The sequence below is a fragment of the Bacteroides luhongzhouii genome, from assembly GCF_009193295.2.
GTDB lineage: Bacteria > Bacteroidota > Bacteroidia > Bacteroidales > Bacteroidaceae > Bacteroides > Bacteroides luhongzhouii.
On sequence record NZ_CP059973.1, the window covers coordinates 4,238,685 to 4,264,650 of the forward strand.

Below are 25,966 nucleotides of genomic sequence, written 5' to 3' on the forward strand. Positions count from 1 at the left end.
AAAGAGGCAACGAACGCTGCCTCTTTTAGATTATTTGTTTCGGCTATACACTCCTACTACTACAATTATCAGAGCTATAACGATATATACTTTATCTTTATGTAGTTCCCACCATGATAACTCTACAACAGTTTCTTTCTGATTCAACATAGCATCTACTTTATAACTCAATGAATCCAATCTATTAGAGAACTGTTGCAAAGTAATAGATAATGTTTCATCAACTTCTGTTCGTTCCTGATCCTGTTTATATGCAGTAGTAGTACTTTCTTTGACCGGATGTTGTTTCCCTGTTGAATCAGGAGCAGACAAGTAAACTGTTTTATTCTCAATCTTCAAATCACTCAATTTATCAGTAGTAACCTTCGTCTGCTTACTTACATCAACTCGTAGCGATTCAATTAAGTTTCGCAAAAACAAAAAATCCCCTGAATAGTCTATCTGCTTTTGAGTTTCCATATTGCGAGAAGCCTTGCAGGACGTGAACCATATTGTTGACGTCAGCAATATGGTTATATAAATCAGAGCTTTCATGGCCGGATCACTGTATTACGCAAAAAGTTGGAGAACTCGAAACGTACATCAAAACAGGGGCACGCCTTGATATATTCCGCTGGTTCCACTTCCCCGCTACCGTCCAGATCGGGCGAAGTATCACGGTGTCCGAGAACCTCGATAATAGGATACTCTTTACAGAGCTTCGCGACTAATTCACGTAATGCTGCCTTTTGAGCTGAAGTACGAGTATCAGCAGGTTTTCCGGACGCATCCAGTCCGCCAATATAACACACACCAACAGAATGTTTATTATACGAAGATTCCGAAAAACCTTTGGTGTTACAATGTGCGCCGTCAATGGAAAGCGGTCGTCCATTTTCTACCATTCCGTCCAAGTCAATGACGAAGTTATAACCAATCTGATTGAATCCCCGAACCCGGTGCATCCGATCAAGGTCTTTAGCTCGTAAATCCTGTCCGACTTTTGTAGCCGAACAATGAATAATAATAGCATCAATAGTTTTCATTTCTTTTCCTCCTTATCTTTAATTATTGTAACTCTACGCGGTGGAATACGACGGCTGCATTCACTATCAGGACGGTCACAACGGTTATGCTCTGCATCCTTCAATTGCAGCTCTAACTCATGACATTTATGTATCCAAGTTAATTTGTCATTCTGCTCATTACGTAATTCAACATAGAGAGCATCTATTTTTGTATCACGTTGAGCAATACGATCCTCCAGCCAATCCACCTGTTTACGTTCATTTTCATCTTCCATAGAGTCAGCAGAAGCATCCTCCTTTCGAGCATTTGTTTTACGATTTACCCAAAAGGTTACAAGCCATGTGATTGTTGAAGTACCACCTATTGCTCCCAGTATTGCTATCCAGTTTTCCATAATGTTTATTCACCAAGATTTTATTTCAAATAAAAAGTTTCCATCTACTATTTGAGAACAATCAGAAGTAACTATATATATTCCTGCAGAGTTTCCCATATTCCATCGCCATAACGTAGCCTTAATACCAACTGCCTGTTGTATCTCGCTGGCTTCATCTTCTATGTCAATTCCAGTAAGCATAACATAACAATTTGTCGGATTTACTCCCTCAAGAACCCATTTACTAGGAAGAGTAATAGAGTATCTCCCTGTGCCCATTTTATAAAAAGCAGGTGCAGCCCCATCATACGAAGAACACTTCAGTGAACCATTAGAGTTATAATAACGCCCAATACATATAATACTTGGTAAAATCCCCCATCTTCCTTGTCGCTTACTCATTAGATTAGTTTCATTAAACTTTATTCCATATAAAGGATTACATAGTATTGCTTCAATTTTACCATTTTTATTATTTTGAAATGAAAATAGATTTTCAGAAGAAGTACCAAGAGTTAAACCATTAGCATAATATTTAGAGACATAATTAGAATAAACTGTTCTAGCTGTAAAATTCACAAGTTGGAGCAATACATTAGTATCTTTTAGCCAAGGCGTTATATAAATTTCATAGCTAATAAAAAGTTGGTGATATCCATCTTCCAAAGGAACCATTACAGTGTCATCTTTAAAATCAATATATGTTCCATTTTGGGATGAACCTATCTCTAATAAATAACTGGTACTTATTAATTCGGTTTTAGCACTATCTCTATATGAATTGAGCCCTACCTTAATTCTACCAAATGAATAAACAGGATACCCAGACGTGGTATTAACAACAATATTCTGGAAAATCTGAACCTTACCCATATATAGCAAAGATACATTTCCCTGTGTTTCAAACAAGTCAGAAAGTAACACTTCTACAGTTTCTTCTGTATACCTATTATTGGAAGCAGAAATATATTGTTTGTAATTAGGGATAGTTGAAGTTAAGTTTATTGTTGGGGCTTTTACATTAAATAGGCTGTCCATCTGCATATATTCATTTCCATCAAAAACTCCTGCAATAGTTCCATCTGCCTTAAACATTTTTATATCTGAAGTTTCAGGAGCAATTTCAATACGTTTGCCATTTTCAGCACCCGTTATCACTTTCCCCCTAAAAATAGCTTCTCCTGTCTCTGCATCAATTCCAAAAGTTATTTTTCCATTTTTGATTCCGAATAATCCAGTTTTATAGCCCCCATTCATATTCACAACTCCACGACCTAAAGCTATACCTGTTAGCATTGGTTGATCTGATGTCCCAGTATTGGTACCTGCGAACATTTTAGGTGAAATGATATGTTCACTACCGATCTGTGTTTTATTATTGTCCCAATCTTCTATCCAGGGAAGAAGATTGGCATCTTGTCCGGGCTTTCCATCTGTCCCTTTTGCTCTTATAGGGCCGCCCCACTCTCCAGAATCTACGCTTTCTGCCACCTTTTGAGAAATCCAAGCAACGGATGAGGTTGAATTTGTATGCCATCCATTCTTAGTTCCATCACCTGTAGGGCGTTCAGGTTCCTTTTCACTATCATGATACGTTATATAAACACTATTCCCATCACTTCCTTTATCTCCATCGACTACCATTAATACCCACTCTGTACCACTATAAATATATACTATACCAGTATTAGTATCACGATAAGCCCAATTTTCTTCCGGATTAGCAGGTGGACTAACTAGTTCTCCTTTCCAGTTAATACTTAAACCATCATTACCAGGCTTACCTTTCAGATTTTCCTTAGATTCATCATCAAGGTTATTCCATCTTAAGGTTACACCTGAGCCAAGAGTTACTTTGTTTGTGGCAGGACTATACACAATGTTTCCCTTTCCAAGATTGACTGAACCATCAGGAGACAACTCATAAATAACAGCACCTTTATCATCCACCGCTTTTACCATACCGTTGACACTGTAGAACCCTTTCAATCCATTGCCACCCGGAATATTACCTCCCATACGGACCTTTACCTTACCATCCCAGTTCTTAGAATCAAGATCAAACATCACGTCAATGGCTGGTTGTCCTGTTTCGTCGGCATGCATATAAATTGCAGACTGGCGTGCTTTATTCTGTGAATTACCGAACTGTACCAGTTCATCACCTGCAGCGGGAACATTAAGAACATTACCGGATTCATCTTTATCAAATTCTGATAAAGACACGTGCAAGTTTTTTGTCTCTACATCAACCGATGATACTTCGACATGATAAAGTTTTGTCTTATCACCTACGAATGTCTGACAGCGTATGAAGTCATGTGCAACAATACTCACATCTTCATCTTCCAACTCGATAAGGTATTCTGTACCATCATCAGAGATTCGGACTGATTTTACTTTCCCGTGTCCCTGTGTGATGGCTTGCGCACCAATTATCGCTCTAACTTTGCTTATCAACATTTCAAAGACAAGCATAGTCTCACGAACTACGATTGTATCAATCTCAAATTTCCATTTACCTTTGACGTATTCCCATATCTTCCAACCGTGCCCGGCAAATCCGGACACGAAATCTTCTGCGTACTCTTTAACACCATTCGCCAGTTTCCGCCCAGTCTCATATACAGAACAGAGGAAGCCATAAAACTTACCGTTACTTAATATTGCCATATCCTTGTTTTTAAGAGATCTTTTCTATCTTTATTGCATTAAAGCCTATACGTTTACTTTTTTCAGCCCACATCATAATTGCTAGTTTCCCATCATCAACCACAATATTATCAAATTCCATCCAGGTCTTATTATTCGTAAGAGAAAGAGAAGGAAGAGTTTGCTCAACCTTATTGATTTTAATGTGACCAGTAGAGGTATGGTCAGACTGTGTTGTTGATGACAGAATACTTACCTTGTACGTCCCATTAGGGACTTTCCAACCAATTATAGGATATATAATACCATTATACTTATTGGAGTATTGATACGATAAAGGGATAGAAAACATAGATGAAAGGTCTGGATTGAAAGAGCTCGCTCCAAGCCACTTATCCAATGTAGCCACATCATAATACGATATCTTTTCACTGTCGTACATGCGACACCATCCAGATAATTCGTTTCCGGTAACTGCACTATAGATAGGTTCTCCACCAGCCGGAAAACCGTTAGTATTATTTGCATTTGCAATTGTTATGTATACATTGGCTGTCTCATCAAATAGAAATGCTTGTTTGTATTCTGCCCAAGCATATTCCGAAATAATAGCAACATCTTTTGATGATTCCGAACTGCTAATATTAACAGCTTGTATGGTAGTTATACTGCTATTATATATAGATGTTGCTGATATATTCGCTGTACCATTTCCAACAATGTGTAACATACCGAAACTGTCAATAGTAGCAACACTCTTATCATCACTATCCCATGTTATGCCAGTTTGAGTTGTGTTGGCAGGTGTATAGGAGACTGATAGTTGACAGGAGTCCCCTACTTTTAAGTTATTGGTAAGTCCCATTATATTAAGCCCTGTCAATGCTATTTCGGTTGATTGTTCCTCATAAGTAATCACACTACTACGCACAACACTTTCAGATTCTGCATTTTTCATTTTCAAATAAATAGTCTTTTCACCATAACCGGAAGACAATGTATATTGTATATTACCACCGGAATAGGAAACCAAAGACGCCCCACTTAAATCGCTACTTTCTCCAATCTTATAATGCGTGGGAGCACCTGTATAAGATGGAGTTATGGTTACATTCTGTGATATAGTTGTACTACTACCACTATTTATTGAGATTGAGTTCAAAGTTACTGCATCGGGACTAACATTCAGTCGGTCAAGATATGATTGTCTTAGTACTTCTTTCAGTTGTGCAACAATGTACAATGCGTCATTCTCCCATACTTTCTGACGGGTAGATTCATATTTAGAGGTAAATTCCTCCGCTAGTTCTAATAGTTTCGCATCTGCATTTACATTCAACATTAACTTCCCATCTTTTACGACATAAGAAAGCCCTGTTATCTTGTCATTAGCAACAACACCGCCGACCTGTGTTATTCCATCCAGTAACAGGGTGAAATCCGGATAGTAGAAATACTGACCTTTAGGCAAATAGATACTTAAGTGTAAAGTACTTCCGTTTAATGATTTCCGTACGATGGCGTTTTTCCTAATATTATCATATTCGTAGTATTCGTCAATCGTTGTGAACCAGATGTCATCACTGCCATCCTTCCCATAATTATCATTGAACCAAACAAGTAAATTTACCCAATCCAAAGTAGCAGTATGACAACAGAAATGGAACCATTTACGTTGTTCTTTCGCTTTTGCATATTCAGCTATGAAATCAGTCTTTACTACATCTTGCTCCGTAGTACTTCCACTCCCGGAAGGAAAGAAGCGTGAGCCGACAGCCTTGAACAATTTAGTCGCAGAGAACGGCAGGATATCAACTGCTGGTGAATTCTCTGCCACACTCATAAGAATGTGAGGACTTTGGATAGCGGCAGTTACAAAAACATTGTTTCCATCCGGACGGGCGAGAACCTTTATTCCACGCCCAACACGTTCGACAGCTCTTTCGCAATCAGCTTTCAAACCGGCTATTACATTATTCACATCTTTATCGTTACCAAATTTTTCTGTACCAATATTATGATAATATATACTACAACCATATTTCAGCATCATTTTCACATCCCGCCACTGTAAGTAAGGAGTCATAAAGCGATAAGTGTTTGTTGCGGACAGATCAACGGGATTGGTTGTATCCATCATGATACTTCCATTCGCCGAACAGTATGGCCAGACAGCTACACCATGAGTGAACCGGCGTTCATTGCCGCAGCCGTCCGTATATCCTAATGTCTTTTCTAAGGTTGTATCTATTATTGATTCAGGAATATCGCCTGCATCAAGATGATTTGCGTGATAGAATTTATTACTGATCGGACGACCGTTTACTCCCGCCCATACACGGCAAAAGGAAGAAGCATTTGCATCATCAGTCGTAAGACTGATAAGCATTTTTTTGTCATATTTGAGGGTTGGAAATTCTATATCTATGGAATCTACTGCTACTGGGTCAGATAAAGTAATATCCAGTTCTATCTTTTCCGAATAAGGTTTAATATAACGCACGTTCAAATAAGCGTTAAGATTCAGGGGCGTTGTTTCCTTACATTTTACTATAACTTTTGTAGCGTAATTATCGTCAACGTATACTTTGGTTATTTCATACATAGAAACAAATATCTCACTCTTTAAAGCCTCTCCTGTACTGGCGATGAACGAATCTATCGCAAAATAGAGATTACAACCTAAAGGATCATCGGATATTGTATACTCTTTTGTTGTTCCCAAGGAAGTAGGCAACTCTAATAGAACCGAGAATTGCGAGTAGATGGGATTGTCTATAACTCCTGCACTACCAGACATCTGAAATGATCCTACCTGAATTTCTGACTCGGAGAATACAAATCCCTGTGAACTCGATAAGATTTTATCATCGACTTCTTTTTTTGAATAGACTTGTCCTGGAATTCCAGATAATTTCTGCTGTTCAGTAGTTGTATAATCGTTTGTGGATAATCCTTTGCCATCTACTTTCAAGACCTTTTTATTTAACTCCTCTGTTATGACTTTATTTTGCACCGGATTGGTAGAAGTGGTACTAAGTGAGGAATCAACGGTTATAGTTGTACTGCTTCCAGTATTAACACCCTCTACAAGTTCATTAACCTTATCCTTTATGCTATTCAAGTCTTGTGCTTTTAGCACCTCGCCCGATTTAAATTCTTTTGTTAACTTATCCATATCACGCTAATTTATTTACATCTAATAAACCCGTATCTAATACCAGTTCTAAAGTCACAGGAGGAGTCACTCCGCCAGAGATTGACGACACAGAGATAAACACCCATTTACCTAATACTTTGTGAAATACAGGCATGAGCATATTATCATAATCTGTCAGAGAACTAAGTACGGGTGGAACGGCTTCCCAATTTTCCTCTTTTACAAATAAAGAACCTGGTGCAGCAGTGTCAACATCAATATTTACGTTTGTTAGTTCTCCTAATGTGTTGGCTTCCCCGCTTATATTCAATTCCTCGACTAGTGAATCTTCATCTTCTTCTATTAGAGATATTGAACTATCTTCAACTAATTCCGTCTTGCGGACAACCAAACCATTGTTAGCCTGTATTAGCTCCTCTGCGACTAACCCTTTCAAGAACGTTATGATTCCTGCAGCCCGATCATTCTCCGTTTTGCTTAGTTTCTTTTCCAGCTCCTGCGCTATCAAATCGAACAATTCATCGACTGTCGTGAACTTACCTTCCAACTCCTGAAAGTTTATTCCAATCTTTGAAAAATTTCTTTGCAATTTGAGCCGTACATCACGTCCGGTATCATTCGCTCCGTTCCACGGGACTATATTTTCATAATTATTATCCATCACGCACTATGTAAGTTCTAATTCATTTCCATCAAATTCTAACAATAGAATTTGCCAGCACATTCCATATTCAAGAGTATCTGTATCTATAAAATTCAGCATATAGTCAGCAAAGCGATTTGTTTCTAAAGTGCTTTGTTTACGAAGTCGGGCATGCTCAACCTTGACTATGCCCTGACTTTTATTACGTTCATAACTATAACTCATAAAAGCAAATGAGAAAACTTCTCCCCGTTCGCTTTTCTCTTTCATTCGACGAATTGCTTCATATATTTCCATACTACAAAAGTACCTTCCAGATAAGCCTTAAAAAAGGACAATAAAAAACCCCAAGTCCTCACGGATTTTGGGGCTAGTTTCATTTAGTTTTAACTTTAAACTTGTGACAGGAAAGCGTCTCCCGACGCAAATACTCCTCTATAACAAACACATTGCAAATATACTCTCCTTTCTTGCCTTAAAAAAGGACACTAACCACGACTCACATTCCTTTCCATTCTCTCTAATTTTTTAATCCCATCACGAACAGCTCGCGAATCAACAATTAAATCTTTCTCAAGAATAGATTGAAGCAAATCATTATTCGTATTCAAAAGAACGAATAGTTTACGCAACGTCTCTTCATCCATGATATGACCACTAACTGTATATCGGGAGGAAGAAGATACTGAATCATCAGAATAACCACCACTATATTTACCACTTTTAGTACGTACCTGCTCTAAAATTTGTGTAGTGTTCAACATTCGGATTGTTCCATTCTTTTGCGCAACATTAAAAACATCAAGAAATTGGCGTACATGAGGATTCTCTACTCCCTCATGATTGGTCACGAATTCATTTTTATGAACGGGAATAACTCCGGCAACATCATCCGGATTTCCTGTTTTAGTATATCCTTCAACATATTCATCAGAATAACCACCGGACTTCAAGCCCTTCGCTTCATCCCGTTGCTGTTTGGCTACAGCTATCTGTGCCGCACCACTAGCTACAGCTGCCGCAGCTGCAATGGCACCAAGAGCCGGACCAACAATAGGAATACCGGCCATTGCCTTATATGCTTCCATTGCAGCAACAGCAGTACTTGCAGTAATTTGTAAAACCGATACGGCAAATTGTTTGTCTGCATACTTCCTCTTTACCTGATTTAGTGCCTCTTCTTTCTCTTCTTCTAACTTAGTTGTATCCTTTCCCGCTTTTTTGGCGGCTTTTATTTCCTTGTCATATTTATGAGTTACTTTGTTCATTTCTGCATCTTGGAATCCCTGAACAGCAGAAGAAGCACTGCTCATTATACTACTTACAGCATTGAAATACTGTTCATTTCCTTCTATCTTTTTCTGAATATATTCATTATTGATTTTATTTTTTGCAATTTCGTATTCTTCCTCTGAAAGCAGCCCTTTTTTATGTTCCTCCTCAAGAGCTTTCAGTTTTAAATCTCTAATATCCTCGGCAGCGTCCAACTCATATTTTTGTATAACAGTAGCCCTATCCTTCGCTCCTTTTTCTTGAATTTTCCTCTTAGATTCTTCATATACAGACGTAAGAAGAGTAACATCCAACCCATTCTTTCGAGCTAGTTCTAATTGAGATTTATAAAAGGATTCCAGTGCTGCCAGTTGTTGGTCAGTGGAAGCCAAACCGTTCATCTTATTGAACTGGTTACTGAAATTCTGAATCTGACTAGCGCTATCCCGTACGATCTTGGCGCGCTTATCGCTAATTTGTTGTTCAAGGTTGAGAATATTATCCCCGGCCTCCTTTAAGGCTTTGGCTTTGACCTCTCCATTTTGGAACTCAAGTTCAGCAACATCGTTTTTATAATCTTTTGCAATTTCGAGTCTGGAATATAAAGAGGTAATCTCAATAGCTAAAAGGCGATTTTTATAATCTTTTTCTGTCAGCTCACCACTATCATTGAGGTTAGACTGTTCAAGCAGAAGATTTTTCTCTCCGACATTAACAGTATTCAGCCTCCTGTCCCGATATTCTTTAATTAAGTTGAGACGAGTTTCTTCTGACTTTTTTAGAGTATTGTAAATTGCGCTTTGTGCCTCACTTTCCAATTTACCCAATTCAGCCAGATGTTTCTTATCTTTTTCACTTGACTGATACTTTTTGATGATTGCCAACCTTTCAACCTGAAATTCCAGTTCTTTTTGAAGAGCATCCAACTGATATTCATTCTCCGTTCTGGCTAACGCATCAGAACTCTTTTGTAGCAATAATAATTCTTCTTTGTATGCGTTTTCTGCATTTTGCAAACGAGTAGTCCAAGGCTTCTTGTCTTCGTCATCCGGTGGAGGTGGAACTCCTTCTGTATTCTTTTCTACCTCTATTTTTATCAATTTCTTACGAGATTCTTCCATGTGCGCATTTAGTAGAGCCACCTCGTTATCAATAGCTCTCACTTGATTAACACCTTTATTTATATATCTATCCAAAACATTGTCAGCCCATGAATCTGTCATTAAACCTAGAGACTGCTTAAATCCATTCAACATATTAGCAGCACCAGCCTCAATATCCTCTAAAAAAACATTATCTGGACCATTCTTTAATATATCATTTTTTTGGTCATTCAATTCAGATACTTTCTGCTGAGTTTGTTTTATCTCCTCTAATATAAGTAAACTATCAATATAGGCATTTACAGCAGTAGTGGCTTGCTCTGTATTTATTTTCTCTAAAGTAAGACTACCCAAATATTCAGGAGATAGTTCATTTAATCTTTTTATAACAGCCTCTCTCTCCTCTTTGCTTCTTTTCTCGTCCCTAGCTATATTTAAGAAATCCTTGACTGATACAGCTTCTTGATTCACTATCGAAACAGATCGTCTACGAATATCTTGAAGATTCTTTTCCAAACGCTCACTCTCACTTAACTGTTTATTTGTATCAATAAGTAAACCTATAAGAGATGCACCTATCGTTAGGAGTAGTCCCCATGGATGTGCTTTTGCAACACTATATAAAGTTTTTAGCCCCATGACAATTTTACCAGTCCAAAGTACTTTAGCTTTATCTGCAATAACCGAAGCATTGACAGCAATTGTATATCCTGCAATGGTAGATGTTGCAAGTATAATTGCATTTTTATATTTACTAAATATGGATACTATTTTAACTAATCCTTTGACTGTAAGACTACCAGTACTCACCATATATTTCATAACAGGGAGCAACCGTTCTCCAAGTTCGATCCGAATTTCCTTAAAACGCTTCTTAGCTTTATCCAGCTCTGCCTGAACCGTCGTATTTTGTACATTATACTCATTCGTAATACTGGTACCATCAATGAAAGCCTGATTAGCAGTCTCCTGTTCTTTACGGACCTTCTCAACATTGCTAGCTAATGCGCTGATAACTCCGGCCGCTTCAGCACCACTCAACTTCATTTCCTTTAAAACAGGTGCCATTTTATCCATGCCACCTAATTTCCCCAAACTAGCAAGGAACTGAAGAACAGCTTCATTAGCATCCGTCTCCATCAGCGTTGTGAATTGCTTAACATCCATTCGAGCTATTTTCGCGTACTTTGCAGGCTCCTGATATAATTTTAAGATCAATCCTTGTAAAGCAGTACTGGCCATTTCGCTACGAAGCATATTTTGATCGAGTGCCGAAGCAAAGCCCATGACATCAGTAATTGAAAGTTTTGCCTGTTTTGCCACTCCCCCCATGCGCGCACTGAATTCCACCAAATAAGGTTCAGCAGCACTAGAATTTTGTGCGACTTCGTTCACCGCACTACCGATAGCTAACATATTTTCTTTCATTGAACGTTCGCTATCTCCAAACATATCTGCCAGCTTACCAATATTCTTGATAGCATCCTGCCCCAAATCTTCTCCAAGTGCAACATCAATCATATTGGCAGCTTCTACAAACTCCAGAACATCATTTTTCGCTGTAATACCAAGCCGCCCGGCATCTCCTGCAAGTTCATTTAAACGTTCACGTGCTGTACGAGTATCTATCTTCTTAAACTCCTCATTTAAACCAGCGACCTGTTCACTCGTCATGCCAGTATATTTACGTACCTGGCTTTCCGCTTCCTGCATCTGTGCAAACTCATCCACACATTTACGGGCGGTCAAGGTTATTCCGGTCAACGAGGCTATAAAACTTGCACCGATGGCTCCATATTTATTAAATCCATCAGTCAATTTTGATAAAGAGAACTTAGTAGATTCCGCTGTACCTTTTAGCTCTTTCATTCTTTGGTTAACTGCGTCCAGTTGTGCTTTATACTGAGTGTATAGTGGACTATCACCCGGCAAATTCCGTAGAATGGCATTCAGTTCTTTTTGCCTGTTTTGGAGTTCCTTCACACTCAAACTTCCGATACCTATCTTTTCAAAGAGTTTATCATACTCGGTCTGTAGTGCTTTAACGACTTCCTTTTGTGCTTTATACTCTGCACTATTCTCTCCAAATTTCTTTTTCAGAGAATTCAAAGTTTTATTGGCTGAACGCATTTGCTCTTCCAGCTCAATCATTTTTTGCCTCGCACTATCCTGTTGAATAACAATTTCCAGTTGTACTCTGTCTATCTTTAAACTCATAGTTTCCCAACTAATTAATTAATACACAAAAGTACCCTCCAAAGAAGCCTTAAAAAAGGACACCAAAAAGGCTCGCACTTGTATTTGCGAGCCTTATATTCTAGCCATCCAACCATCGTCCACTGTCCAGCCATGTACCGCCATCTCTCCATTTCCCATCTGTCAGAATCCACCGTTTTTCTGCTTCTACATCACTAATCCGGATCGGATAGAATGTGCCTTGCCATGCTCCAGACCTTCCATCAGCATTGATAACATCCTCTATCTCTTTACAGACATAACGTTTGTTCCGGATTTCAAATATATTCCGCGTATCATAAACGTTAACATCATAACTCTTTATCTTGATGCCGTGCTTATAATCAATATCGTACATACGTGAATAGAGCATTTTATCTAAATATGCTAAGCGCAAATTACCTGTATATGGGGTGTCCTCACAGTTAAAAGAATGAGGGTAATCAATCGTGAAAACTTTAGGGTTAAAATCCTTATCATCTTTGCGCTTTACATAAAGAGTCATCGGTGACATTCCTTTGTAGTATGATACATAAATCTTTTGTTGATTCTTATCTTTTTCCGTAGGGATGTTTTCTCCGCTTTGTATTAACTCATAAATGCCATTACTTTCATCACTGGTACCAATCTTGCTTCCGAATATTTTTGGAACTGTTACAAGTGATCGTTCAGAGTCGGGCATAAATACCGGCTCCATACCACTCTCATAAGTGATCCGTTCTATACCATAGTTCGTCATATCGGAAGGCATAATGTTTAATTTGATTTCATTTTCACTCTGCTCCCGAAGAACATCACCAAACATATTTACTTCATCTGTGTGCCATCCCCTATTCGAATCATCAGGTACCGTAATGTAGTACCGGCAACTATCATGCGTATAAAACAGATAGTTTTTAACAGCCTGGTATCCGGATGAGCTAATACTTTCTACAAATTGAGTGAATTCCAGTACTGTATCAAAATCCTTTCGGGTCGCAGAAGAAAGAATATTTTTATCTATATGCTGTGGCTTGTAATATTCACTGTCAGTCGGTTCTATCAACACATTACTTTGAGAAGGGTCTTTGTCGTTCTCCCCCTCTTCTGTTTCGTATTCATCTACAACTTGCTGAACATGGCAAACCTGTGCATTTTTAAAATATTCTGCCCTGAACAGTATAGAAACTTCCTTCTTTCTATTATTGACAAGAAAACACAGATTAAAAAAACTCTCAAATTCCGTGATGAGTTCATTTATAGTCCATCCGGGAAACATTTTTGCATATTGGTTGGGGTGCCCATTTTGTGGCAAATAGAGCAAATTCCACTCCGAATCTTCCAGCTGATTAGTCAAAACTGTATATCCAAGTGCTTTCATTAACTTTCTAATATAAGCGCAAAGATACGGTTGCAGATAAATATCCACTCCTGTTTCTCTCAAATAGTTGGGAGATATAGTTGGCTTTGAAGTAGTAACAACAGTTACAGCTACCCTCCATCCATTAATCACACCCTTGTCTGTCATTACAGGAGGTATGCAATAATCCACGTCCGGATATATGCGTTTTACCAAGTTATTGATAATGCCTGTTGGAATTTCATCTTCTCCCATATCCAATGATGATACAAGCAAATCGTTTCCAATGAAAGAATTCAATTCGGAGTTTCCCGAAGCTATTTGTATGGATACTGTTGAATCTGTCCATCCCGTTATGATTTCCGTACCATTGCAATACACTCGGTTATCAGCGACCAATACAGCTTGTCTCTTGGTCTTTAGTTCGGCAATAGAGTTCGATCTGTTCAGATGTTCATATAAGTCTGCATTAATTGAGTTACTAAGCTGAAGAGTAATATCATACGTATACTCCCCATTCTTTGTAAAGAATGGATTCTCACGTTTTACAGAAGTGCTAAAGTCGGCAGGAAGTACCACCGAAGTCCCATCAATATATAATTCAGTCATAGTCTGCTATCGTTAATCCCAAACTCAATCCATTGAATCCTCCAAACATAGAATATTCCCATTCTGTCCGCATTTTACTTCCTACAGAAAGATAATTGCAGTATTCATCCTGCCGAATTATTTCTTTCAATACACACATAATTCGCTGCAACTTGGCATAATGGAGCAATTCTTCCTCGTCAGTCTTACTACCGGAAGCAATCTTTTCACAAATAAAGAAGATTACCTGATTATCCTCCTGCCAGTTATCTTTGTTTTTAGAATCTCCTTCCGCATCCGGATAATTAGCACACAGAAACACGCCTGTTTTATCTTTGAGTTTCTTGACCATGTGTTCCTCTTTAACTGCTAGGAAACAACAATCAATCCTATCTTCGCTCTTCTGATTAACTTTAACCTGAAGCTCCACCATTAGTTCTCTGAACCGGATGATATCTATCATAATGCAATTAAGTTATTCTGTTCAACATCTGCCATTTTAAAGGTAAACTCTATAGCTTTCAGGAGACTACGGTTAAAACTACGTTCATAATTCTGTTTTGTCACAATAATAGGGAACCAACTATCTTCATACCAGATATCTACTTCTTGGGCATTCAACAGATTATGCCATAACTTATAATCACTCTGCAGGAAAATAACCCCACTACTAACTGTATATTCATCCTTTGGTTTTACTCCGAATTTACGATCTACACCAAACATCTTCGCCGTATCACTCTCATCATTGCCTTTCATAGTCATACCGCCTACGGTAGTCATTGTTTCCGGCATATCATATACGTTTTTATACCGGAAACGTTGAACCTCTTCATATCTCGTCTGATCTACCAAAAACTTAAAAACATCACTTCCTTTCACCAATTCATAACTACGGATCATTTCATTTATTTCAGGGAGAATATTTCCTATCCTTTCCATGCCGGCATACAACGTTACAGGCATTTTTTCTCCTTTATGCACATACAACTGTCCCGTGTAAACTGCTCCGGACAAAGTACGAACATTCAATATTACTTTATCACCATCCGTAAACACACTACTTACATACTCCATTGCACCATTGCGTGTCACTTTTTCCCGGACCTCACTTAACCACCCCGGAGCCGATGCTTCTTTTTTTGTTTGTAAACGACTAAACATCACATAACTTTGTGAGTCCTGTGCTCCATTGATGAAGAAAGTAAAGGTACCTGCAGCATTTGTTTGCCAACTTGATTCTCCTGCACACCATACCCCCCATAAGGCCAATTCGCAGAATTTACCAAGTCGCCGCACTCTTACCTGATAATTAGCGTCCGGAACATATTCCTCTTCCAATACCGTTTTTCCTCCATATTTTACGGAGAAAGCAATGGAGGAATCCGTATCTATGATATAATCCAGCATTGTGGCACAGAACTCTTCCGGCCTGGGTCTTTGAATTACATTCATAATCGCATATATTTGTTCTGTTTATCATTCTCCGGCAACAGGTTGTAGGTGACCGTCCCACCATCTCTTGCTTTCTTCATCTCATCAATCCAAACCATAGCATCATCATTCATCCATTCGGATAATAACTTGATATCCTCAATAGATGCAGGATCGCTCTCCATTGCACCACTTGCAGACACATATCCCCTGATTACTCCTGCTGGAATAATTTTCAGTTGCATACGTTTTAGGGCAATACTCATTCCCAATAACGCAACAGCTTTACAAGCTGCAAAATGCGCTTCATTATTTTCTTCCATAGTCAAAAGCGTATCCCATCCGTTTCCATACGCCTTCTTCACATGAAGTAATTGTGCCTCCTTGATGAATGGCAACAATAACATAAAAGTACGCTCGCTCTTGTCAATAGGAAAATAGGTGTCAAAATCCGCTCCACTGCGTATCAGTAATAGCTGAGACATTTTATAAGCCCTGCTCTCTTTCCATTCCTTAATTTCGGAAGTATTGAGATAACGTATCAAAGCGTCTACTGCTTTATAATAATCTTCCATATGCCGGGCATCATCCCTATCTAATTGCCATTCCCAAGGGAGCTTTTCACTGTTATCTGTAGCAATTTTGAATTTACGCCCATCATCTTCATGACTTAGATCATTTTTTTGGTACATACGTAATGTAGCCAATAAAGCGATAGGCCGTTGTACTTTCTTTATAAGGTCTTGATCTGCATCCTCTTTTGTCTCTTTATACCAGCCTTCCACTTTTTTGTACAGTTCAACACCAATCAATGCGGAAATTTCCTCTGTTGCCAACTCAATATCAGTTATGATTTTATTGAAATCATTATTTGCATAATAATTCCCAGTGAGTTCCCGTAGTTCCCTACTACCATTATCATCCTTATTGAATATCATACTATATCATTTATTTGTTACGCTTTAATAAAGCATCTGCTTTGTATTTATCATCCAGCAACTTCATCATTACCCGGAGTAATAATGTATCATCCGCTTTTTCTATATTTCCAAAAATTCCGGATTCTGCTACGGAAAACAGAATTCCACTCATTCCCAGACTTTGCTCCTTGGGCGTGTTCGCGTCCTGTGTTTCTTTCGTGAAGATGGATTCGAATGAAATCTCTATTCCATCAATAATAAATGTGCCTGTAAGCAAATAGTGACAGAAGAAAGCAAACCATGCATATACTCCCCACTGAACCTGCTTCGGCATCATCCTAATCCTGTTTGAGTAGAAATTTATTCATTCTTGCTTAAATTCTTCCCTGTATTTACCGTCAAAATCAGACTTTCCTATTTTTGCTCCCGGACAACGATAAAGAATACCACATAAGGCTTGCAATAAAGAAGGGTCCTGTGTATCATTGTATCCATTCATCATCATAACCGCATTACGGAATTCCCCAAATGTCAAATCACTGCCATGAGAAAGCGGACCTTTATATTGTTTCCATTCAGGTAACAGATTCTTTGTGCTTGAAAAGACAAGTTCAACCTCTTTCCCTTCCTTATCCTCACTCCACATCCATCCCAGCGTCAACGCTAATTCATCAATCAAAACATAATAATCAATGCTGCTCTTTCTCCGGATGCCACGATTGGAAAGAACAAAACGGCACCACTCTCGTTTCACGTCCATTAAAGTAATTTTAGGGCGTTCAATCAATTTCTGACGCAAGCGAAGCAAGTATAACCACTCTGCAGGAAGAACTTCCTCCCAACAATCCGGAAAATCTATCTGTTTGTTATTCATAATTACACCTGATTTGTTGCCCGTTTATCTGACGTTACATTATCCTCTTTATTGATAACCTTGCGATACATACCAACAAAAAGACCTTTCTTATGTGGAAAGTTTATTCGGATTGCATCATTCAGAGCCTCCAACGCTATTTCCTCCGGGATTTGCGTATCAGCTCCATAGAAGATCTTTAATGCATATAGCATTTGGCTGCCACTGTCACCTTTGCCGTCGATGATGATGTTGGATAACGCAGGATTCAATCCAAAGCCGCTTGTAGTAGAGCTATCAGCTATCCTTGATATTTCCGCCTGTGCTGCGATGTATTTATCTACGTTCATTTCGATTGGCTCGATTTTCCATGATTGCAGGTTTCCGTCCTGATCCACAAAGTCCACACAAGTGAAGAATTTACCTGCATTCTTTTTACCGGCCATGACATCTGCAATCCTCTTGGTAAGTTCATCTCGCAAACGGTCTATTTCTTCGTATATCTGTGCTTCTCTCCATTCTTCGTGCATGGCACGTATCATTTCTTCTTTCTGCCTCCAATACTCTTCCGGCTCATGAACAATGTATGCAGATGCAATCATATTCTCATTTAGATATTGGATTATTTCCGGAAGGGTATTAGCATCCAATAGCCAGGGAATCGAACCATGAAAACTGGAAATTGCATACATATTGCGCCCGAAACTACGCATACTATGATATTTCACAGCGGTTTCCGTAGCTGAAGGATTCCATTTATCGAAGATGCTATACAACATCATCCTCTTACTGGTATAACTGTCAAAGTCCCCAATAAGAAACTGTTTCACATCTTCCAATCTCCGGCTGTCATTCTCCGGCCATACCATCCGGCAATCTGTACTGTGAAGGGCTTCCAAACGGGTTATCCACGGTTTACCGATCCGGATTGATTTGGCTGCATAGTATTTCACAAATACTCCTTTCATGTGATTGTACTCTACAAAAGCATTACGAATATAACTCCGATAATCCCATGTATCAAGCCATTCCTGTATCTCATTATCTATCAACCACTCTTGCACACGTTCATTGTTGACTACATTCACCCGATAAAGCATCGGACCTTGACCATACATCAAACCTGTTTTGCGATCCAAAATGCCCGGTCCCAGATTATTCTTTTCAAGAATGTCACGTACTGTCTTCGGAAGATTATTATCAATTCCCCAGGGAACAACGCGAACTCCGGCTATTGTCACCGGATCACCATCCCAGTTGGAGGAAGAACCATTAAAAAAACTACTTAGTTCATTGTTACCTAAACTCATATTGATGGCATAGGTACCTACTCCAGCATCAACAAACCGGAAGCCTCCAATTTTCTCCTTTATTTCAGCCATTATAATTCAATTTTCTATTTTCCAATATCCCTTTTAAGCGGGCGATTTCCGCATCACTCAAGCCATACATAACTCTCGAAATCAATCGGTTCAGCCCTCCATACATATTTTTTGCATACCATCTCGTATTTTTCTTCACCGGATTCCGGTTTGCTTTCATTCCCCAAACCGTCCGGTTTGTATCAACTTGATGCCGATTCTTCTTATTTCCCGCAATTTCAAAAGCACGACCATAAGAAAAGAAACTAACCTTTAATCCCGGATTCTCTCCGTCATGGAAAGTTTTATAATCTATGCTATCATGCAAAGCATCCGTCTGCATGAGCTCTCTTGTCTCTATAGCTTCAGTAAGTATATCACAAAGCCATTCTCCGTGCTGTGACAGTTCCTCCTCAATAAAAAGGGTCTTTAATTCCTTGCTTTCGTCACTTTCCATTATTACACTAACTATATTGCAAAATTACATACGAGAAAGACCTTAAAAAAGGACACAAAAAAGCCCCGACTGCACTCACAATCGGGGCTTTTTTATTATTTCAAACCTTAGATTTGTTCAAATCCTTTCTGGGGATGAAATCTAACCGTTTCTACGAGTCCTAATTTTCCATATTCGTTCGGATCATTACCATAGTTTACAATAATCGTTATAAAATCGTCATTGGTAACCATTCCTTCATAAGCTCGTTTTGTCTTTAAGTAGAAAGCAAGAGAACTGCATAACTTTACAAGTCCTTTCGTACTAAAGGAATGCCATAACAAGAAATTCACCTCTATTCTCATTTGCTCCAAAGCAACGGTAATGATGCCATCTTTTTCCCATTTCTGAAAAGCAATGATCTTATCAATTCCTGCTTTTTTCTGTTTTTCAAACTTTTGCTTTTTTGTAGTCATAATGTTCTGTATATGAGACAAAAGTACAAATCATTTAGCAGGAATCAAATTTCTTTCTATATATACTTCCTCATTTAAATCTCCATTTTTCAGAGATTTACCATCTTTGCTACTATATTTCAGTTTTTTATCTCCGTATTTAATCACATCAGGTGTCATGCCTGTCTCTGATTTAATTTCATCAATGACTAAAAATAATTCGCGTAGGTCTTTTAAACCTGAAAGGAAATAATGTATCTCACTGTCTTTCATCTGAATCTCTTTTCTCGTTTACAACTATTCTTTGGTCATTCAAAGCTAAATCCAATTGATTACGAAGTTCTATTAGTTCTTCCCTAGCACAAGTGCATATATATTTAGAATATAAAGCAATAGTATATTCTTCCATGCACTTTATACCACCTGAATAACTACAGCTTTTTATAATTTTAAATATCGGATTACTCATAGTTTAACTCCTTTCTCTCCATTAGATTGGAGTGCATTTTGCAAACAAGCTATTAATTCAACAACTTCTTCAGCTGTCAATTCACACAATTCATAGTTACCTAGATAACTGATATTATAGTTATATTCTCCTGATTCAGTATCAGTATGTTTACGTTCACTTGTCACAAAGATGTTTTTATTAGTTATAGATTTATCCCGTTTCATAATGTACCTCCTTTCATCATTGAAGCATTGATACGTATATTCACACGGCTATTACCCACGATGAAATTCATTTCACCGTTTTCATCTTTACTCGTCCAGACTTTATCGTGTCCGGAAGTAATTAAATCACTAATTTCGTTGAAAAATTCTTTGACTTTCTTTGCCTCTACACATTTGGTGAGGACTTTCTTTTCTTTTTTCATAATTGATGAACTGTTTTAGCGTTTTAGGCAATTTTCTTAAAACAAGAACGGTTGCCATTTCCCGAGTTCGCTAAAACAGTTCATCAATTAACTCCAGAGAGCAAAAGAAGATTGGGAAAGGCAACCGCCTATATCATAAGTAAGGGCATAAAAAAAGCCCGCAATATTGTGAGCATTATCCGTTGCTCAATCCGGTATCATTAAGTGATAAACTGTTTTAGCACTGCAAAGATGAGGATAAAATTTGAAAATGCAAAAGAAAAGTGGCATTTTTAAATGTAATCAATATTTAGTTTATTCAATTCTTCTAGGAAGAAGCATATTGAAGCTTTATTGACTACAAATTGCCTTCTATTATCAAATAACAGAAATTTATCAGAACTACCCTCTAACGATGTTATTAGTAATGGCGTATGTCTTAATACATCTATATTCACATTTTTGCAGTCCATTTGCATGGAGTTTATCAATACTATCCTATCTTTGTGTTTTTCTATGGCTTCGTGGCAAATTACATATTCACCACCTTCCATATTGTTTATAACTCTATATCCATTTAAATATTCTTGAATCATATAAATATTACCTTCATCATGAGAACGACCAATAACCAATCCTCCTCGACGGGCATCAACAACTTTTCCTTCTTTACAAAGTTGTTCAAATTCTTTTTTCGAAATAAACATCGTAAATTCGACGAATTAAATACTGCACTAAAAAATGAAGAAAATGAAATCCCGTCTTTAATACATGGTGGATATACACACTCATCACCTGTGCAAAAAAAATAGAGCCTGCATTTCACAGCGGGCATGCTGCTACTCTACAAGCTCTATTAATCGCGATTATAAAAATATTCTAAATATAATGTAACCCGTATGCCCCCGTTTCACATCATATAATCATGCAGTTATACTGTACAAATATGCGGATAATATCTGAAAGTGCAAAAGAAAAATATTATTTTTGTGGAAAACATCAAGCTATATGTTCGAAATAGAGTTAGCTACTTATCACAAGAATTTAGAACGCCTTCGCGAAGAAAATCCTTTGGGTGGTTATGTCGTAATCAAAGAAAATGAGATTTTAGACGTATGGATAAACGATCTTGATGCTCTCAAAGAGGGCGTTAAAGCGTTTGGACGCATTCAATTTATGATTAAAGACATCAATGAGAAGCCTATAAACATTAGCGCATTTGGTAGTGCCAGTAGTAAAATGAATCTATGAAAAGCTAATATCTTTAATTTATGATAATATGATAAGTCCGGCTATTTACTAATAAAAAAATAAAGCGGAGAAAAACTCCGCTTTAACTTATCATTTCTTATGCTTTTTATCATACTCCTCTTTCGTAATGAGCCCTTCTTTCAATTGTTCATCAGAAGTGACCTTTTTCGATAATAACCAATGGTATGTATTTTGATTACTAGCTGTTACAACATAAGCTTGTTCAAACTCCCATCCGCGCTTTCCCATATAGTTCATAGCATCTACCATAGAGTTAAACTCTAATTTTTCACCCTCATCATCAACTAAATATTGCTTGGCATCACCAGACCAATATTTAGTTTTTTGCCCGAAATCGACAGTTACAATAACTTTAGTACTCATAAACTTACCCATACCGAGTAATTCACAAAACACTTTGTATGACTCTTGAGCCATTACATTGACGCTGACAAACATCAGCATTAGAAAAATAATCTTCTTCATTTTTTTTAATATTTAGTTAAAAATGTGTGTCTGTATACAAGAACATCTCCTTATATTGTGCATTAACTAGAACCATCTACAACCTAATACAGATTGCACGATCTGCAGAGATGAATCTTTTGTTTGTGCCTAGTGTACAAATATCAGCATAATATTTAACAGCACCAAAATATAACAACAAAATGTATATTTTAAAGAATAAAAAAGGGCTTCCACGGGTTGGAAGCCCTTTTACTTGTCAAAGTTTTGTCTCATGCCAATGAAGTAAAAGTACATCTATTCCCCAATATTAAATCTGAAAATAAAATAGGAAAAGACATAATATAATACTAAGGTAGGAATGGATCTAACTATACAATTATTATATAAAAGCTGTACAATCCAACCTATTCTTCTAACAATAATGAATGTTCTGGTATAATTACATTATTAGAAAATATCATATATTCCTTTCCTTTTCCTACAGTTGATGCACTATAATTTAAACTAAACTGCACCATCCGATAGTCTTTATATAATTCTGCTATAAAAGGTACACAATCATAAGTAACTATCCATTTTTGAGTATCAATTAGTGCAATTTCATCTCGAATATTACAATGATCATTGTCACAATAATAATTCATATAAAGTCCTTTACCCTTCACATAGTAAGGAGGATCAAAATAAAATAATGTATTAGGAGGAAGTATTCGTTTTTGTTCTTTTACTAGTTGCACAGCATCTAGATTGAATAAAACAATTTGATTAGTATATTGAGCTATTTTTTGTATTCTTTCTATTAAATTCCTTTTATTGTATCTTGCATCTATACCATAATTACCAGTTTGATTAACTCCACCAATAATCCCTCCCTTAATAATTCCTGAACGATTTGTGCGATTTAGATAAAATGTAGAAAAACCCAAAGTGAGTAAATCAACATTCTCTTTTGAATTTTGAATTTCCTTTTGAATCTTCCAGTTATCAACTGTTATAGGTGTCTCATCTATTAATTGACATAATTCTTTTGTATTATAAAGCACAGAATGCCAAAATGCATATAAGGATCGATCCTTATCATTTATAACAATCCTATTCACCAAACCTTCAAAAAGTAGGTGTAAAGCAACAGATCCTCCACCAACATAAGGTTCTACATAAGTCCCTCCCACCAAATTATTGCATCTAAATAGTTCTGCAAAAAAATCAGCAGTTTTTCCTTTACCTCCTGGATATCTTAATGGGGAATTAAACTTCATATTATATTTTTAGATTGACACAAAGATAGGTATTTTTGTATATCTAACAATATTAATTTCTATATTTAGTTATCATTGAATCAACCCAAGTTTTCACTTTTATCAACAACTCCTCCGGTAAATTCTCCGGCAAATAATCCATGAAACGACATCTATCAAATAAGATTCCAGCAATTCTTGCTGTTTCCTCCCACCTTTCCGTACACGACTCAGCTATAAAAAATAACCTTACAGGATCATGATAAGGACAACAAGTAGTATAAGATCCAAAAAAAGCAGATGGTTGTAACTGCCCCAATGCTCCATTCCAAGATGTACCAGTTTTACATTGTCCTAATCCAATAAGTTTACTTCCCCTATTATCCCTAAAAGGCTTCCAAACAACAATATCCAATTTTCCATCATTTTGTCTCCCTGTGCTTCCTATAGGTTCTTTAAAGCCACCACCTTCATTTAATAAGCTTAATAAATATAGTATCTTATCCTTAAAAGTACCAGCCTCACGTGCAGATGTCCCAAAAACAATTGAATTAGAGTTTTCTCCAAAATACGATTTAGCAACATAGCTAGAGAGTTCCTCAAATAACAATGTCCCATCTACCTCACCAGCCATTCTTTCAGTTCCCATATTAATACGCGTTGCCAATAAAAGATATAAATATACATAATCAAAAACTGAATCTAACCTATCCAATCTAATTTGATTGCGTTCTGTAGTAAAAGGATATCGATTATTACTTCTTCTAATGCGTTCTTCTATCTCTTGTAATGTATCTTCAAGTCTCCTCAAAATAGCATCATCTTCAGATTCAATACCTTCGTTCCTATATTCATCAGATTCAATAGACAACGCACTTCTTGCTGAACTTATAGAATAAAATTGTTCATCACTGAACAAGCACTTTATTTCTAGAAAATCAGCTAGTTCTGAAATGTTAGCAGAAATACCAGGAACTGATCCTAATTTATACATAATAAAATCTATTCAGTAATTCTATTTTTAGCAGTTTTGCCTTTTTTAGCTATATTAATATTCTCCAAATTTTGATACAATGTATCCGCTGTATTAGCAATAGTTCCTGACATTTTCAGAACCTCATCCTCACCTTGATAATAAGAAATCTTAGACAATGCTTTCTGCAACGCAACTTTTGCTTCTACTAAGGCCTTATATAAAACATCAGAACCATTTAGGCTCAAATCATAAGCAATATATAAATCTCCAGTAGAGCGAAGTGCCTCTATAGCCTCCCGATTTTGCAAAACATTATTTAAATTTTTTAGATCAGGGTTCTGACTAGCAATTATAGGTTTTATATCTTGTGTCTCACTGCCAAACAACCATAGCATAACTTCTTCTAAATTCTTTAACTTTTCTGTAGGAACCGGAGAAGTTTGAGCATCATTTAATTTTATACCTAAATAATCCTGATATCCTTCGTATCCTATTGCTGTATATAAATGAGAAAAATACACCCTATTGTGATACACATCATCTATTCTAAATGCAGTATCTTTATCCGCCTGTTCTAAAACCATCAATCCTTGATACAACTTAAAAACAGTCTTATTAGCATCACCTATTTGTTCTGCAATATCATCTAATGAAATACCATAATCATTATGAACAGAAGCTATATATTGAGCTTTTGCATATGATCCCCACTTAGCAGCTCCATTTACATGTTTAAATCCGATATATCTCCAAGCTTCTTGCCTATCCTTTAAGACGATTACTGGAAGATCATTAGAAAGTTGTCCAACCAATTCTGGGGTTATTTTATTTTTATACTTATTCATTCCCGAATTTTCAATAATATCGGGATCAAGTATAGATTTGACTGCAGCCAACCTTCTATTTCCTTCTACAACAACAAATTTTCCGTTTTCAAATACAGCATACATGGCCTCATTCTCAAAAAAACCATGTGCAAGAATCGACATAACTATCTCATTTACGGCCATCTCAGACCAAAGAATATTTATTATATCTTTTTCAGTACTATTTTTCCCTATAGGAAACTCAACCAAACGTGGATTATTCCTATCAAAATTTAAATCTACTGCTTTAAAACGTTCTATATTAGCCATATATTAAATTATATCTTTGCTAAACAACCTATGATGTGATTAGAATGTTCACAAAGATAGAAATAATTATTCAAATTAATTGAAACAATAAGTAATTATATGTTTTTATAGGGTATTATCTACTATCTATTAATTTCCAAATAATCAACTAAAAAAATATTATATATTCAATAAATTAATTCTTCATAACTATATATTAAGGGCG

27 protein-coding genes are annotated in these 25,966 nt (G+C 37.0%); 1 reads left to right on the forward strand and 26 read right to left on the reverse strand.

The features are described from left to right. Window positions 1–30: 30 nt before the first annotated feature. The 22 genes from GD631_RS15740 to GD631_RS15840 form a co-directional block, all read right to left on the reverse strand. A complete protein-coding gene (locus GD631_RS15740; RefSeq protein ID WP_143258530.1) occupies window positions 31–534 on the reverse strand; it encodes a histidine kinase in 504 nt (167 codons plus the stop codon). Beyond that, window positions 531–1,025 carry an N-acetylmuramoyl-L-alanine amidase gene (locus GD631_RS15745; RefSeq protein WP_143258531.1) on the reverse strand — a complete coding sequence of 165 codons (495 nt, stop codon included), beginning with the start codon at window positions 1,023–1,025 and terminating at the stop codon, window positions 531–533. Before GD631_RS15745 ends, GD631_RS15740 begins: the two co-directional genes overlap by 4 nt. After that, window positions 1,022–1,402, reverse strand: coding sequence for a hypothetical protein (locus GD631_RS15750; RefSeq protein ID WP_143258532.1), 381 nt, complete (start codon window positions 1,400–1,402; stop codon window positions 1,022–1,024). Before GD631_RS15750 ends, GD631_RS15745 begins: the two co-directional genes overlap by 4 nt. Window positions 1,403–1,411: 9 nt before the next feature. Further along, the gene (locus GD631_RS15755) at window positions 1,412–4,057 is read right to left on the reverse strand and encodes a hypothetical protein (RefSeq protein WP_185911492.1); all 2,646 of its coding nucleotides are present in this window, start codon (window positions 4,055–4,057) and stop codon (window positions 1,412–1,414) included. Window positions 4,058–4,067: 10 nt separating this feature from the next. Beyond that, the gene (locus tag GD631_RS15760; protein WP_143258533.1) at window positions 4,068–7,214 is read right to left on the reverse strand and encodes an Ig-like domain-containing protein; all 3,147 of its coding nucleotides are present in this window, start codon (window positions 7,212–7,214) and stop codon (window positions 4,068–4,070) included. Between the two features lies 1 nt (window position 7,215). After that, complete coding sequence (locus GD631_RS15765) at window positions 7,216–7,857, reverse strand: hypothetical protein (RefSeq protein ID WP_143258534.1); 642 nt, start codon at window positions 7,855–7,857, stop codon at window positions 7,216–7,218. A gap of 6 nt (window positions 7,858–7,863) precedes the next feature. Beyond that, window positions 7,864–8,136, reverse strand: coding sequence for a hypothetical protein (locus GD631_RS15770; RefSeq protein ID WP_008647594.1), 273 nt, complete (start codon window positions 8,134–8,136; stop codon window positions 7,864–7,866). 191 nt (window positions 8,137–8,327) lie between these two features. Further along, window positions 8,328–12,431, reverse strand: coding sequence for a phage tail tape measure protein (locus GD631_RS15775; RefSeq protein WP_143258535.1), 4,104 nt, complete (start codon window positions 12,429–12,431; stop codon window positions 8,328–8,330). A gap of 100 nt (window positions 12,432–12,531) precedes the next feature. Next, entirely contained in the window at window positions 12,532–14,397 is a 1,866-nt protein-coding gene (locus GD631_RS15780; RefSeq protein ID WP_143258536.1) for a hypothetical protein, read from the reverse strand. Then, window positions 14,390–14,839 carry a hypothetical protein gene (locus tag GD631_RS15785; RefSeq protein WP_143258537.1) on the reverse strand — a complete coding sequence of 150 codons (450 nt, stop codon included), beginning with the start codon at window positions 14,837–14,839 and terminating at the stop codon, window positions 14,390–14,392. The genes GD631_RS15780 and GD631_RS15785 overlap by 8 nt, the downstream gene beginning before the upstream one ends. Continuing rightward, a complete protein-coding gene (locus tag GD631_RS15790; RefSeq protein WP_143258538.1) occupies window positions 14,836–15,831 on the reverse strand; it encodes a hypothetical protein in 996 nt (331 codons plus the stop codon). Before GD631_RS15790 ends, GD631_RS15785 begins: the two co-directional genes overlap by 4 nt. After that, window positions 15,828–16,748 (reverse strand): DUF6712 family protein, encoded by a 921-nt coding sequence (locus GD631_RS15795; protein WP_143258539.1) that lies wholly within the window; start codon window positions 16,746–16,748, stop codon window positions 15,828–15,830. Before GD631_RS15795 ends, GD631_RS15790 begins: the two co-directional genes overlap by 4 nt. A 10-nt stretch (window positions 16,749–16,758) precedes the next feature. Further along, window positions 16,759–17,067 carry a hypothetical protein gene (locus GD631_RS22205; RefSeq protein ID WP_244983339.1) on the reverse strand — a complete coding sequence of 103 codons (309 nt, stop codon included), beginning with the start codon at window positions 17,065–17,067 and terminating at the stop codon, window positions 16,759–16,761. Between the two features lie 27 nt (window positions 17,068–17,094). Next, window positions 17,095–17,604: a hypothetical protein gene (locus GD631_RS22210; protein ID WP_244983340.1), complete on the reverse strand. Its 510-nt coding sequence runs from the start codon at window positions 17,602–17,604 to the stop codon at window positions 17,095–17,097. A 2-nt stretch (window positions 17,605–17,606) separates the two neighbouring features. Further along, complete coding sequence (locus tag GD631_RS15805; protein ID WP_008647602.1) at window positions 17,607–18,965, reverse strand: hypothetical protein; 1,359 nt, start codon at window positions 18,963–18,965, stop codon at window positions 17,607–17,609. Beyond that, on the reverse strand, window positions 18,958–19,401 hold the full coding sequence (locus GD631_RS15810) for a hypothetical protein (RefSeq protein WP_143258540.1): 444 nt from the start codon (window positions 19,399–19,401) through the stop codon (window positions 18,958–18,960). Before GD631_RS15810 ends, GD631_RS15805 begins: the two co-directional genes overlap by 8 nt. 107 nt (window positions 19,402–19,508) lie before the next feature. After that, window positions 19,509–19,856, reverse strand: a complete 348-nt coding sequence (locus GD631_RS15815) for a hypothetical protein (protein ID WP_143258541.1) — start codon at window positions 19,854–19,856, stop codon at window positions 19,509–19,511. Between the two features lie 30 nt (window positions 19,857–19,886). Further along, entirely contained in the window at window positions 19,887–20,108 is a 222-nt protein-coding gene (locus GD631_RS15820) for a hypothetical protein (RefSeq protein WP_008647604.1), read from the reverse strand. After that, entirely contained in the window at window positions 20,095–20,304 is a 210-nt protein-coding gene (locus GD631_RS15825) for a hypothetical protein (RefSeq protein ID WP_008647605.1), read from the reverse strand. The genes GD631_RS15820 and GD631_RS15825 overlap by 14 nt, the downstream gene beginning before the upstream one ends. Continuing rightward, window positions 20,301–20,510 carry a hypothetical protein gene (locus tag GD631_RS15830; protein ID WP_015531146.1) on the reverse strand — a complete coding sequence of 70 codons (210 nt, stop codon included), beginning with the start codon at window positions 20,508–20,510 and terminating at the stop codon, window positions 20,301–20,303. The genes GD631_RS15825 and GD631_RS15830 overlap by 4 nt, the downstream gene beginning before the upstream one ends. Then, complete coding sequence (locus tag GD631_RS15835) at window positions 20,507–20,713, reverse strand: hypothetical protein (RefSeq protein WP_143258542.1); 207 nt, start codon at window positions 20,711–20,713, stop codon at window positions 20,507–20,509. The genes GD631_RS15830 and GD631_RS15835 overlap by 4 nt, the downstream gene beginning before the upstream one ends. Before the next feature lie 272 nt (window positions 20,714–20,985). Then, window positions 20,986–21,399, reverse strand: a complete 414-nt coding sequence (locus tag GD631_RS15840) for a hypothetical protein (RefSeq protein WP_143258543.1) — start codon at window positions 21,397–21,399, stop codon at window positions 20,986–20,988. A gap of 301 nt (window positions 21,400–21,700) precedes the next feature. On the opposite strand from GD631_RS15840, the gene GD631_RS15845 reads away from it, so the two are divergent. Continuing rightward, a complete protein-coding gene (locus tag GD631_RS15845; protein ID WP_143258544.1) occupies window positions 21,701–21,943 on the forward strand; it encodes a hypothetical protein in 243 nt (80 codons plus the stop codon). Window positions 21,944–22,033: 90 nt separating this feature from the next. Here the strand turns inward: GD631_RS15845 and GD631_RS15850 are convergent, their stop codons facing one another. From GD631_RS15850 to GD631_RS15865, 4 genes are all read right to left on the reverse strand, one after another. Then, the gene (locus tag GD631_RS15850; RefSeq protein WP_032852477.1) at window positions 22,034–22,429 is read right to left on the reverse strand and encodes a hypothetical protein; all 396 of its coding nucleotides are present in this window, start codon (window positions 22,427–22,429) and stop codon (window positions 22,034–22,036) included. 386 nt (window positions 22,430–22,815) lie between these two features. Beyond that, the gene (locus GD631_RS15855) at window positions 22,816–23,670 is read right to left on the reverse strand and encodes a DNA adenine methylase (RefSeq protein WP_143258545.1); all 855 of its coding nucleotides are present in this window, start codon (window positions 23,668–23,670) and stop codon (window positions 22,816–22,818) included. 52 nt (window positions 23,671–23,722) lie between these two features. Beyond that, on the reverse strand, window positions 23,723–24,643 hold the full coding sequence (locus tag GD631_RS15860; RefSeq protein WP_143258546.1) for a hypothetical protein: 921 nt from the start codon (window positions 24,641–24,643) through the stop codon (window positions 23,723–23,725). 8 nt (window positions 24,644–24,651) lie between these two features. Further along, window positions 24,652–25,761, reverse strand: a complete 1,110-nt coding sequence (locus GD631_RS15865) for a ParB N-terminal domain-containing protein (RefSeq protein WP_143258547.1) — start codon at window positions 25,759–25,761, stop codon at window positions 24,652–24,654. Window positions 25,762–25,966: the final 205 nt, after the last annotated feature.